Here is a 12,155-nt window from a genome sequence, read left to right as displayed (position 1 = left end):
GAGTGTGGCCGCCGGAAATCAACAGCGCGACGAACGGAAATTCAGGGGGTTCCGCTTCCAGCATTGGGGCCAGCAGATGGCCTTCCATGTGGTGGACGGCGATGGCGGGAATCCCCCATGTCCAAGCCAGGCTGCGCGCGGTAGCGGCGCCGATCAGCAAAGCACCCATCAGGCCGGGGCCGGCTGTGTAGGCAATGCCGTTAATTGAATCCGCTGTCAAGCCGGCCCTTGTCAATACTCGCTTAATCAGCGGCACCAGCTTGCGGATATGGTCTCTGGAGGCCAGCTCAGGAACGACGCCGCCGTATTCGCGGTGGGTCGGAATTTGGCTGTGCAAGGTGTGGGCGATCAAGCCTTGAGTCGAGTGGTAAACGGCGACCGCCGTTTCGTCGCAAGAGGTTTCTATCCCTAGAACATACATTAGTTTTTGTAGAAATGGAAATTGTCGGTATAATCGAACGTTTCACATGGGTAGCTTGCCCTGGATTTCCAACAGATACTAACATAATTCGGATTATTGCTAATGCCTTCAGTAAAAGTTAAAGAGAACGAACACTTCGATATCGCAATTCGCCGTTTCAAGCGAGCTTGTGAAAAAGCCGGCGTTCTGGCCGAGGTTCGTCGCCGCGAGTTCTACGAAAAACCGACAACCGAGCGCAAGCGCAAAGGCGCAGCCGCGGTAAAACGGCATTTGAAAAAGCTGGCTCGTGAGCGTTACGCTCTGAAAAACTTGCGTCGCGGTCGTCCGCAAATTTAAGCCCGGTCATGGATGGCTTAAAAGAACGTATCAAGGAAGAGATGAAAGCCGCGATGAAAGGCGGCGATAAAGCTAGGTTGGGCGTGATTCGTCTGATTATGGCGGCGATCAAGCAGGTTGAAGTCGACGAGCGTGTTGAGTTGGGCGATGATCGGGTGCTGATCGTGCTCGATAAGATGCTCAAGCAGCGGCGCGAGTCGATTCGGCAATTTCGCGATGCCGGGCGCACCGATCTGGCGGAAATCGAGGAAGCCGAAGTGCTGGTTATCCAGGATTTCTTGCCTCAGCCTTTAACTGACGACGAAATCGATGCGTTGGTCGCCGGTGCGATCGCCGAAACCGGCGCCACAGCCATTAAGGACATGGGCGCGGTGATGAACGTACTCAAGCCGAAAATGCAAGGACGTGCCGACATGGCTCAGGTCAGCGCGAGAATTAAGGCTCGGCTGACTGCGTAACCTTTTGCGGCGGTACTATGTCCGGCAGGATACCCCGCCAGTTTATCGATGATTTATTGGTCAGGGTTGATATCGTCGACCTGATAGACTCCCATGTTCCCCTCAAGAAAACGGGCGCGAATTTCGTTGCCCGTTGTCCGTTCCACACCGAGAAGACTCCCAGTTTTTCAGTTAACCGCAATCGGCAGATTTATCATTGCTTCGGTTGTGGCGCCAGCGGCAATGCCATCAGTTTTTTGATGGATTTCAGTCATCTCGGCTTCGTTGAGGCGGTCGAGGATTTGGCGGCATTTGCAGGTGTCGAGGTGCCGCGTGAGCTTCAGTCTTCCGATGTGGTGAAGTCCCGCAATCTTGCTTCCGTTTACGAGGTGCTCGAAAAAGTCGCCGGGTTTTACGTCGAGCAGTTGCGTAAGAGTCCGGAGGCGGGCCGGGCTGTCGAGTACCTGCGGACTCGAGGAGTTAGCGACGATGTGGCGAGGAAGTTCATGCTTGGATACGCGCCGGATCGCTGGGATGCGTTGATCGGGCGGCTCCCTCGCGAAGCCTTGATCGAAGCGGGTATGTTGGTCGTCAAGGACGATGGTAAGGCTTATGATCGTTTCAGGGGGCGGCTGATGTTCCCTATTCGCGACAAGCGTAAGCGCGTGATCGGGTTCGGTGGACGGGTTTTGGATGATAGTCTGCCCAAATATTTGAATTCGCCGGAAACGCCCGTGTTCTCCAAGGGTAGGGAGCTCTATGGGCTCTGCGAGCTGTTAAGCGAGAACGGTAAGCCGGAGCGGATCCTTGTGGTTGAAGGCTACATGGATGTGATAGCGCTTACTCAGTTCGGTGTGGCGAATTCCGTGGCCGCGCTAGGAACGGCGCTATCTAAGGCGCATGTCGATTTGTTATTTCGGTACACGTCCGAATTGGTCTTTTGCTTTGACGGCGACAACGCCGGGCGTCAGGCGGCTTGGAAGGCTGTTGAGGCGGTCTTGCCGTGCTTGCGGGACGGGAGGCAGGTTAAAATTATGTTATTGCCCCAGGGGCATGATCCGGACTCGTTGATCAGGGCTGAAAATTTATCCAGATTCATGGAACGAATTGCGGCGGCGCAAGTCCTCTCCGACTACTTGTTCGAAAATGTCGCCGACGGATTCAATTTAGCAACCGTTGAAGGTCGTTCGGGTTTGGTTAGCAAGGCTAAGCCTTTAATCGACAAGGTGCAGCCGGGATTTTTCAAGGATATGATGTTGGCTAGGTTGCGCGAATTGTCCTCGGTGGAGCTTGTTGAAAACGCGGCTACACTTAAAGCGATGATGCCCAATCCCGTGCGGCGGGACGGGGGTAAGCAAATGAGTTTGGCGCGCAAGGTGATTGCGTTATTGCTGCAATATCCAAGCGTCGCTAGGGTTGCCGAGATTCCGGATGAGTCGTTGAATGGGTTGGATTTTCCGGGCGCGGATTTGTTGCGGGATCTATTGGCGACGATTGCGCTTGAAAAACCCGGAAACAGCGCCATTTTAATTGAGCGATACCGGGATACTGATCAGGAAAAAATTGTCGGTGCCCTCGGGGTTGTCGATTTGGGTTTGCCTGAGGGTGGCGAATTGGCCGAGTTCGAGGGGGCGCTGCATCAGCTCGTGAAACAAGGGAGGACTCTATTGCTGAATCGGCTGATTGAAAAGGAGAGCCGAGAGGGTTTGAGTGAGGCCGAGAGAGAGCGATTGCGCGGTCTGTTGCGGGAAGGTTAATTCTCTACGAAAACCTAAATCGTATGGCAGGCTGTGGTGCTTAAGATCGGGTCGGGGAGTGGTTTTATAGGGGGTGACCGTGGCAGGCTTTCAGGATATAATTACCGGTTCTGCGGCGCTTGGTGCTGAAAACGTATTGTGAGTGAAGAATGAATCAAGAACAACAGCAATCTCAACTTAAACAACTGATCGCGAAAGGCAAGGCGCAAGGCTATTTGACCTATGCGGAGGTCAATGACCACCTGCCCAGCGACATCATTGATCCCGAGCAGATCGACGATATTATCGGCATGATCAACGACATGGGCATTCAAGTTTATGAGGTTGCGCCAGACGATGATGATTCGTTGATTGCCTCGGACGCGGTTGTCACCGCAGACGACGACGAGGAAGTGGCCGAGGTTGCGGCATTGGCCTCGGTGGATAGTGAATTCGGAAGAACCACGGATCCGGTTCGCCTGTACATGCGTGAAATGGGTTCTGTTGAGCTGTTAACCCGTGAGGAAGAATTAAAAATAGCCAAGCGAATAGAAGAAGGCCAGCGGCAAGTTGTCGGGGCCATCTCTCGCTCCGGTTTTATCGTTGAGTCGTTTATTGAAGCGTTTGATTCGGTCAAGGACGAAGAATCTGGCGTGCGATTGGGTGATCTAGTAACCGGCTTTGTTGATCTTTCGGAAATCGAGGCGGAGATCGAAGTCGAGGCTGTCGATATTGACGCGCCGACTGAAGAAGCGGAAGAGGAGTCCAAGGTCATTGATTACGACGAAGTTAAGGAAAAAGTCGATCAGCTTAGAAAGGCTCTTAAGTCAGTAACCGCCTCGATAAAAAAACACGGTTACGGGCATGATAAAACCGAGAAGCTTTTCGACGCATTGGATGAGATTTTTTGCGAGTTCAAATGGACTCCGCAATATATGAAAAAAATGGTCTCTGTTTCCGAAGAGCTGATAGCTCAAATTCGGGAGGAAGAGAAAGCGGTGCTGGAAGTCTTTGTAAAGAAAGCGAAAGTGCCGCGCAAGGACTTTATCAATGCGTTTGCTGAAAATGAAGCCAATGTTGCTTGGTTGGACCACTACGTCGAGCAGCATCCAGCCTATGCCGGCGTTTTAAGCGAACATCGCGATCATGTTGTCGCCGTGCAGCAAAAATTGGCCGATATCGAGGCGCGGTATGGCTTGAGTATCTCGGTGTTAAAAAACATTTGCCGGAATATCTCGTTGGGCGAGGCAAAAGCCCGGCGCGCCAAAAAGGAAATGATCGAGGCGAACTTGCGCTTGGTGATTTCGATAGCCAAAAAATATACCAATCGTGGCTTGCAGTTCCTGGATTTGATTCAGGAGGGCAACATCGGTTTGATGAAGGCCGTCGACAAGTTCGAATATCGTCGCGGATATAAGTTTTCCACCTATGCGACTTGGTGGATACGCCAAGCGATTACGCGTTCCATCGCCGACCAGGCTCGGACAATCCGAATTCCGGTGCATATGATCGAGACCATCAATAAGCTGAATCGGGTTTCGAGACAAATCTTGCAGGAATTGGGGCGGGAGGCCACCCCGGAAGAGCTCGCCGAGCGCATGGAAATGCCGGAAGACAAAATTCGTAAGGTTCTGAAAATAGCCAAGGAGCCGATTTCCATGGAAACTCCGATCGGCGACGACGAGGATTCTCATCTGGGGGATTTTATCGAGGATTCTAAGATGTTATCGCCGATAGAATCTGCTACAATCGCCGGCCTTCGCGAGTCTACCCAGAATGTACTGGCTGGATTGACGGCAAGGGAGGCGAAAGTTCTGCGCATGCGTTTCGGCATTAACATGAATACCGACCATACGTTAGAAGAAGTCGGTAAGCAGTTCGACGTTACCCGCGAACGGATTCGGCAGATCGAAGCGAAAGCGCTCAGAAAGCTGCGTCACCCGTCCCGCTCGGAACAACTTCGCTGTTTCCTTGATGAATAATACCGGGGCCCTTAGCTCAGTTGGTCAGAGCTTCCGACTCATAATCGGCAGGTCGTAGGTTCAAGTCCTACAGGGCCCACCATTGATTCCCTAGGCCGTTCTCGCGGCCTTTTCTATATCCGCCACGTTTATTGCGAGGTCCATCACCGTGAACAAAAGCTATCTCTTTACCTCCGAATCGGTATCGGAAGGTCATCCCGACAAAGTCGCCGATCAAATATCCGATGCCATAGTCGACGCGATTCTGGCTCAGGACCCTAGGGCCAGGGTGGCTTGTGAAACCCTGGTGAAAACCGGAATGGTTGTATTGGCCGGCGAGGTGACTACCAGTGCTTGGGTCGATACCGAAGAGTTGGTCAGAAAGGTGGTTTGCGAAATCGGTTACGACCACGGCGATATCGGTTTCGATGGCAATAGCTGCGCGGTATTGAATGCCATCGGTAAACAGTCCGCCGATATTGCGATGGGTGTTGATGAATCGGAAAATCATGAACAAGGTGCCGGCGACCAAGGATTAATGTTTGGCTATGCCAGCAATGAAACCGATGTGCTGATGCCCGCGCCAATTACCTATGCGCACCGTTTGGTGGAGCGCCAAGCCCAAGTTCGCAAAAACCAGACCTTGCCTTGGTTGCGTCCGGACGCGAAAAGTCAGGTTACGTTCCGTTACGAGAATAATAAGCCGGTAGCTATCGATGCCGTGGTGTTGTCGACCCAGCACTCGCCGGCAATTGGTGGGAAATTGTTGGAAGAAGCAGTGATGGATGAAATCATCCTGCCAACCTTGCCAAAAGAATGGTTGCATAAAGACACCAAATACTTCATTAACCCGACCGGTCAATTTGTCATTGGCGGTCCGGTCGGCGACTGCGGTTTGACCGGTCGGAAAATTATCGTTGATACCTATGGCGGCATGGCGCGTCATGGCGGCGGCGCGTTTTCCGGCAAGGATCCGTCCAAGGTTGACCGTTCCGCGGCCTATATGGCGCGTTACGTCGCTAAAAATATCGTTGCCGCGGGTCTTGCCGAGCGTTGCGAGATTCAGGTTTCCTACGCAATTGGCGTTGCGGAGCCAACCTCGATCACCGTTGAAACCTTTGGTACCGGCAAAATCGAAGAAGAGCGCCTGGTCAAAATCGTCCGCGAGCACTTTGACTTGCGTCCGAAAGGTTTGATTGCCCAATTGGGATTGTTGAAACCGATCTATCGTCCCACGGCGTCTTACGGCCATTTCGGCCGCAACGAAGCTAGTTTCAGTTGGGAAAAAACCGACAAGGCCGAAGCATTGAAAGATGCGGCCGGCGTTTAATCAAGGAGATAAGCATGACGCAAAACGATTACAAAGTCGCCGATATGGCCCTGGCGGACTGGGGCCGTAAGGAAATCAAAATCGCGGAAACCGAAATGCCGGGTTTGATGGCCCTGCGCGCCGAATATGGCGCGTCGCAACCGTTGAAAGGCGCGCGTATCGCCGGTTGTTTGCACATGACGATTCAAACGGCGGTGCTGATCGAAACCTTGACCGCGCTGGGTGCCGAAATTCGCTGGTCCTCGTGCAATATCTTTTCGACTCAGGATCACGCAGCTGCTGCGATCGCGGCGGCCGGCATTCCGGTGTTCGCCTGGAAGGGCGAGACCGAAGCCGAAGCCGAATGGTGCATCGAACAAACGATTCTGGGGCCCAACGGCTGGCGGCCGAACATGATATTGGATGACGGCGGCGACCTCACCAACATGATGCACGACAAATTTCCAGAATTGATGGCCGGCGTCAAAGGCTTGTCGGAAGAAACCACGACCGGCGTATTGCGGCTGACCGAGCGAGTCGCCAAGGGTTCGTTAAAGGTGCCGGCGTTTAACGTCAACGATTCGGTCACCAAATCCAAATTCGACAACCTGTACGGTTGCCGCGAATCGCTGGTTGACGGCATCAAGCGCGCGACCGACGTGATGGTGGCCGGCAAGATCGCGGTAGTTTGCGGTTATGGCGATGTCGGTAAGGGTTGCGCGCAGTCCTTGCGTGGCTTGGGTGCTACCGTCTTGATCACCGAAATCGATCCGATTTGCGCGCTGCAGGCGGCGATGGAGGGTTACCGCGTTGTCACGATGGATGAGGCTGCCTCCCTGGCGAATATTTTCGTCACCGCGACCGGCAACGTGCATGTGATTACCCATGAACACATGAAGGCGATGCGCGATCAGGCCATCGTCTGCAATATCGGCCACTTCGATTCCGAGATCGATATCGCTTCGTTGCGCCAATATCCCTGGGAAAATATCAAACCGCAAGTCGATCACGTCATTTTTCCTGACGGCAAGCGTATTATCGTGTTAGCGGAAGGGCGTCTGGTGAATTTGGGTTGCGCGACCGGCCACCCCAGTTTTGTCATGTCCAACTCGTTTTGTAACCAGGTTTTGGCGCAAATCGAGTTATGGAGTAACGCTTCGGCCTACGAAAACAAAGTCTATGTGCTGCCTAAAAAGCTGGACGAGAAAGTCGCCAGCCTTCATTTGGCGCAAATCGGCGTGAAATTGACCAAATTAACCGCGGAGCAGGCGGCCTATATCAATGTCACGGTGGATGGTCCTTATAAGCCGGAACACTACCGCTATTAAAAAGCCGGATAGTAATTTAACAAAGGGGGCGTAAGCCCCTTTTTTTATGGGGTCTGATTATGCGGTAAGTTCCCTGTGGCCCAGGTCAAAACCGAGTTTCGACTGTTAGGCGAAATTCTCTGCCATTCATTTTCAGCACGCTCGCACGTTGATCGGGGCCAAGCATTTCGTAATGGGTGTCGAATACGTTGTAAACACCGAAAGAAACATCCGTTCTCGGAATCAATTTATCCGAGCTAAGATTTAGATTGACCAATTCGTAAGCATGGGCACTGGTTCCCCAATAAATTTTACGTTGATCGACGAATATGCTTTCAATCCCCAGTCGCAAGCGGTCATCGAAGAGAGGCTCCGCGAAATGCAGTTTTAGCAGATTTTGCGGCGAATCGTTGCTCCAGGTTTCGCCGGCGTTGTGGTCCTCCAGCCAGCTATAGCTGTAGGAGGCCTTAAACAAACGGCCATTCCGCCAACGTTTTTCGAATTCGAACTCTGCGCCATAGGCGTGGTACTTGCCCACGTTCATGACGGCGTAATTTCCGTCAATATCGCCCGTTGGGGCAGCCTGCAACAGATTGGAGATGTCGTTGAAAAAAAGCGAGCCCAGCAGCCGAAGATTATCATTGGAACGCCATTCGACAGTTGTTTCGTAACTCTTGATTTGTTCTTCGTGCATCCTGGGATTGGGGATAATGCCAAAGGCATTGTAGTCGCGCTCCCAGGCGTTGGGAGCTCGAAATGTCGAGCTGTACAAAAGTTTGGCGGAGACGTTGTCGCTGGGGGTCCAAATCAGACCAAGCCGGGGATTGATCTGCAAGTTTTTCAACATATGGTGATAGTCCAATCGCAGTCCGGCGCTGAATATCCAATTCGTATCCAGCTTTATGTCATCTTGAACGAACAGCTCCAGCCGATGGCCGTTACGATGACCGTCTACATAGCTGAAATAAGGATTTTTATCGTAATTGACTAGCCGTTGGCGTTGGTCGTATTGATATTCCAGACCAGCAATCAGTTTGTGCGAATCAAATGCAGTCGTTGTCAACTGTATTTCGCCGCCAAACCAACGACCGCTGGCTTCGTCGTAATTGATGACGCGGGCGTTATCAGTTCCGGTAGCTTGATCCGCGTAATAGTCGTAGCCCTGGAAATAACCTTTCGCGGAAACGGAACTATGGGTGTCGAGCGCTCTTAGATACTTGAGATTTGTGAAGAATTGCTTGTCGTTCGTGAAGTACTGAGGATCGTTGAAAATGGCGTCGTAAGAGGCGGTCGGTACTTGTTTGCCGCGGCTTACATAGCCTCCGCTCAAAGTCCAATTATGGTAAGCGATTTTGCCAAACAGCCGGTCGGCTTTTTCGGTGTCGAGGTTTTGGGCAATGCCGTTATTCGTTTCGGGCGTATCGTATCCCGGAAAATACAGATTGTCGACGCCTGCCCGATCGTAATGCGACGCGGAAAAGACCAAATCGGCACCGTTTTCCAAGGTCTTGCCGAAGCTAATTCTGCCCTTGTAAGTGTCGAAACTTTCTATTTGGCCGGCGGCTCGGGTGCCGTCTATCCCTTGGCCGGTCTTGGTAATAACGTTGATCATGCCTAGAAAGGCGTTTGCGCCATAGATAGACGAACCGGAGCCCGGCACGTATTCGATGCGGTCGATCAGCTCCATGTCAAGCATGAATTCCTGAGCGATGAGGCCTCCATCGTAGATATTTTCGTTCATGCGTTGACCGTCTACCATCAGCAAGACTCTGGAATTGTAATCTCCGCTCCGGGCAAATCCGCGAATTCCTAGGTAGGTGTAATTTCGGTCGTTGCTAAGAAAGACGCCGCGTAGGCTATTTAAGGCTTCGGCTAAGGTTCTCCAGCCGAACGTCCGGATATCTTCTCCGGTGAGTATTGAAATAGACGTTGGAGCATGAGCCACGGATGAGCCAAGCCTGTGTGCCTTGATAATGCGAACGTTCAGCAATTGTTCTACTGAAAGATCGGTTGGATCGACCGATCCAGGGTCGGGCGCCGCTACCGCGAGGCTCGGCAGGGTTAGCAGCATTCCCGCCAAAATTCTAAGCATGCGAGCATCCGTAGCGAAAGACGGGAGCAAACGCGTCGTCGGTCGTGGCGGAATTCGTAGCAGACCGATATTTGTGTAAAATCCCCAATTCTCGGCGATCTATCATGTTTTGTTGAGGTGGGCTCGAATGTTCGTCTTTCAGCTGCGGTTGGAAGGAATTTTAATGCAACTAGCCGTTTTGAATTGATGTATTTCCAATTTGCCCGGTTGCTGGTGCAGCCAGCGTTCGTTCCAGGCGGCGAAGGTGGCCGCCTAACCGTGAAAAATGGCAAAATACCGCCGTTAAGTCACCCCTCTTCCATTGCGAGATATTGTTGAACAACCGCGCTTTAATCGAACGGGACTTGGCCGTGCTTTGGCATCCGTGCAGCCAGATGAAGGATTATGAATTAAGCGGGGGCGAGGCATTGCCGATGATCCCGATCAAGTCCGGTAACGGCGTCTGGCTGCAGGATTTCGATGGCAACCGTTATTTGGATGCGATCAGCTCCTGGTGGGTCAATCTGTTTGGTCACGCCAATCCGACCATTAACCGGGCTGTCAAAGAGCAACTCGATACGCTCGAGCACGTCATACTTGGCGGATTCAGCCATCTGGCGGCGATCGAGCTTGCTGAAAAATTGGTGGAAATTACACCGGCCGGCTTGAATAAGTGTTTCTACGCCGATAGCGGTTCGGCGGCCGTCGAAATTGCGCTGAAAATGAGTTTTCACTACTGGCGCAACCTGGGTAAGACACAAAAGACCCGCTTCATTACACTGGAAAACAGTTATCACGGTGAAACGCTTGGTGCTTTAGCGGTGGGCAATGTTGCCTTGTACAAAGCAACCTATGCGCCGCTATTAATGGACGTAATCAGCGTGCCGGGGCCAGATTGCTATTTTCGCGAGCCTGGGGAGAGTTGGCGGGATTACTCCATTCGTCGCTTCAACGCCATGGACGCAACGCTAGCCGAACACGCCGATTCGGTGAGCGCGGTGATTGTCGAACCCTTGGTGCAATGTGCCGGCAATATGCGCATGTACGATCCGGTTTATTTGAAATTGCTGCGCGAAGCTTGCGATCGTTACGACGTGCATTTGATCGCCGACGAAATAGCGGTTGGCTTCGGACGCACCGGCACCCTTTTCGCTTGCGAGCAGGCTGGCATCAGTCCGGATTTTCTTTGCCTTTCCAAAGGATTGACCGGCGGCTATTTGCCGTTGTCCGCCGTGTTGACCACCGATTGCGTGTATCAGGCGTTTTACGACGATTATCGAACTCTGAACGCATTCCTGCATTCGCATAGTTATACCGGAAACGCCTTGGGTTGTCGGGCCGCTCTGGCGACTATCGGTATTTTTCAGCAACAAGACGTGTTGGCGAGCAATCGGCATCTGGCGGCGGTATTGGCGGGAGCTCTGGAACGCTTTAAAGCGCATCCCCACGTTGGCGAAGTGCGCCAGACTGGTTTGATCGCGGCGATAGAGTTGGTGAAAGATCAGCGGACGCGCGAGCCCTATCCGTGGCAACAAAGGCGAGGTTTAAAGGTCTACCGGCACGCGCTGGCTCAAGGTGTGTTGCTTAGACCTCTCGGAAACGTCATCTATTTCATGCCGCCGTATGTGATCACCGCAGCGGAGATCGAATGGATGGTCGAAGTTGCCTGGCAGGGCATACAACTGGCGGTACAAGACTAATGCGGCTATCTCGTCTCTATTTTCCTCAGTCGTTGCAGGTCGGAGCCCGCGTCCAACTTGACGAGACACGCGCACATTATTTGCGTAGCGTGCTGCGACTGAAACCGGATAACGAAGTCATATTATTCAACGGCTTGGGTGGAGAATATCTTTGTCGTTTGGACGAAGTTAGTCGTAAAGCCGTTAGAGCAAGGGTCGAAAGCCGTATCGAGCGCAATGTCGAGTCGCCGCTTAGCGTTTCGCTAGGTATTGGGGTGTCGCGTGGCGATCGCATGGATTGGGCAATCCAAAAGGCGGTAGAACTGGGGGTGGCGAGGCTGACGCCGTTGGTAACGGAGCGTTGCGTGATTAAGTTTGACGAGGATAAAAAGCAACAGCGTCATAGTCACTGGCAAGGCATCATTCAACATGCGGCCGAACAATCGGGCCGAACCATCTTGCCGGAATTGGAAGATTTAGCAGACTTGCCAGCGTGGACGTTGGCACAAACCGGGTTACGGCTATTCCTCGACCCGTACGCTGATTTCAGTTTGGCCGATCTGAGGCCGGCCGGTGATTTTCTGACTTTGCTGTCCGGTCCGGAGGGTGGGTTTTCCGAGCAGGAAAGGGCGTTTGCCAAATCGGCCGGATTTGTCCCGGTCAAAATCGGCGGACGGATTTTGCGTACCGAAACTGCGGTTCTGGCGGCGTTGGCCGCTGTGCAGGCCTTGTGGGGAGACTTTCGCTGATGCGGACTGTGAGTGCGCTATTAGCGCCGCTAGCTTTGTTATTATTTTTGGTCGTGGTCGCCGGATTGATCGGTTACGGTGTTCTGTTGCTGTTGGGTGACGTCCTGCCGCTCGCCAAATTGGTTAGTAAAATTACTTTGGTATTACTG

At 52.7% G+C, this 12,155-nt stretch carries 10 protein-coding genes and 1 tRNA gene; 9 read left to right on the top strand and 2 right to left on the bottom strand.

Going from position 1 to position 12,155, the window contains the following annotated elements:
* The coding region (locus AC3B8H_RS13265) for a tRNA (adenosine(37)-N6)-threonylcarbamoyltransferase complex transferase subunit TsaD (RefSeq protein WP_488442022.1) at nucleotides 1–421 on the bottom strand (421 nt) is incomplete at its 3' end.
* Nucleotides 422–523: 102 nt separating this feature from the next.
* Between AC3B8H_RS13265 and rpsU the strand changes: the two genes are divergently transcribed.
* From rpsU to ahcY, 7 genes are all read left to right on the top strand, one after another.
* Nucleotides 524–757, top strand: a complete 234-nt coding sequence (gene rpsU / locus AC3B8H_RS13260) for a 30S ribosomal protein S21 (protein ID WP_020483611.1) — start codon at nucleotides 524–526, stop codon at nucleotides 755–757.
* A gap of 8 nt (nucleotides 758–765) precedes the next feature.
* Entirely contained in the window at nucleotides 766–1,215 is a 450-nt protein-coding gene (locus tag AC3B8H_RS13255) for a GatB/YqeY domain-containing protein (protein ID WP_488442021.1), read from the top strand.
* A 17-nt stretch (nucleotides 1,216–1,232) separates the two neighbouring features.
* Nucleotides 1,233–2,951: a DNA primase gene (dnaG, locus tag AC3B8H_RS13250; RefSeq protein ID WP_488442020.1), complete on the top strand. Its 1,719-nt coding sequence runs from the start codon at nucleotides 1,233–1,235 to the stop codon at nucleotides 2,949–2,951.
* A gap of 149 nt (nucleotides 2,952–3,100) precedes the next feature.
* A complete protein-coding gene (gene rpoD / locus AC3B8H_RS13245; RefSeq protein ID WP_488442019.1) occupies nucleotides 3,101–4,912 on the top strand; it encodes an RNA polymerase sigma factor RpoD in 1,812 nt (603 codons plus the stop codon).
* A 5-nt stretch (nucleotides 4,913–4,917) separates the two neighbouring features.
* Nucleotides 4,918–4,994 (top strand) — tRNA-Ile (locus AC3B8H_RS13240).
* Between the two features lie 66 nt (nucleotides 4,995–5,060).
* Nucleotides 5,061–6,221, top strand: coding sequence for a methionine adenosyltransferase (metK, locus tag AC3B8H_RS13235; protein WP_488442018.1), 1,161 nt, complete (start codon nucleotides 5,061–5,063; stop codon nucleotides 6,219–6,221).
* Nucleotides 6,222–6,235: 14 nt separating this feature from the next.
* Nucleotides 6,236–7,528, top strand: a complete 1,293-nt coding sequence (gene ahcY / locus AC3B8H_RS13230) for an adenosylhomocysteinase (protein ID WP_488442017.1) — start codon at nucleotides 6,236–6,238, stop codon at nucleotides 7,526–7,528.
* An 85-nt stretch (nucleotides 7,529–7,613) separates the two neighbouring features.
* On the opposite strand, the gene AC3B8H_RS13225 is transcribed toward ahcY, so the two are convergent.
* The gene (locus tag AC3B8H_RS13225; protein WP_488442016.1) at nucleotides 7,614–9,599 is read right to left on the bottom strand and encodes a TonB-dependent receptor plug domain-containing protein; all 1,986 of its coding nucleotides are present in this window, start codon (nucleotides 9,597–9,599) and stop codon (nucleotides 7,614–7,616) included.
* A 314-nt stretch (nucleotides 9,600–9,913) separates the two neighbouring features.
* On the opposite strand from AC3B8H_RS13225, the gene AC3B8H_RS13220 reads away from it, so the two are divergent.
* On the top strand, nucleotides 9,914–11,278 hold the full coding sequence (locus AC3B8H_RS13220; protein WP_488442015.1) for an adenosylmethionine--8-amino-7-oxononanoate transaminase: 1,365 nt from the start codon (nucleotides 9,914–9,916) through the stop codon (nucleotides 11,276–11,278).
* Complete coding sequence (locus tag AC3B8H_RS13215) at nucleotides 11,278–12,006, top strand: 16S rRNA (uracil(1498)-N(3))-methyltransferase (RefSeq protein ID WP_488442014.1); 729 nt, start codon at nucleotides 11,278–11,280, stop codon at nucleotides 12,004–12,006. The genes AC3B8H_RS13220 and AC3B8H_RS13215 overlap by 1 nt, the downstream gene beginning before the upstream one ends.
* The last annotated feature ends 149 nt before the right edge of the window (nucleotides 12,007–12,155 follow it).

Source organism: Methylomonas sp. BG-2 (assembly GCF_057766305.1).
This window is presented reverse-complemented; position numbering and strand designations above follow the sequence as displayed.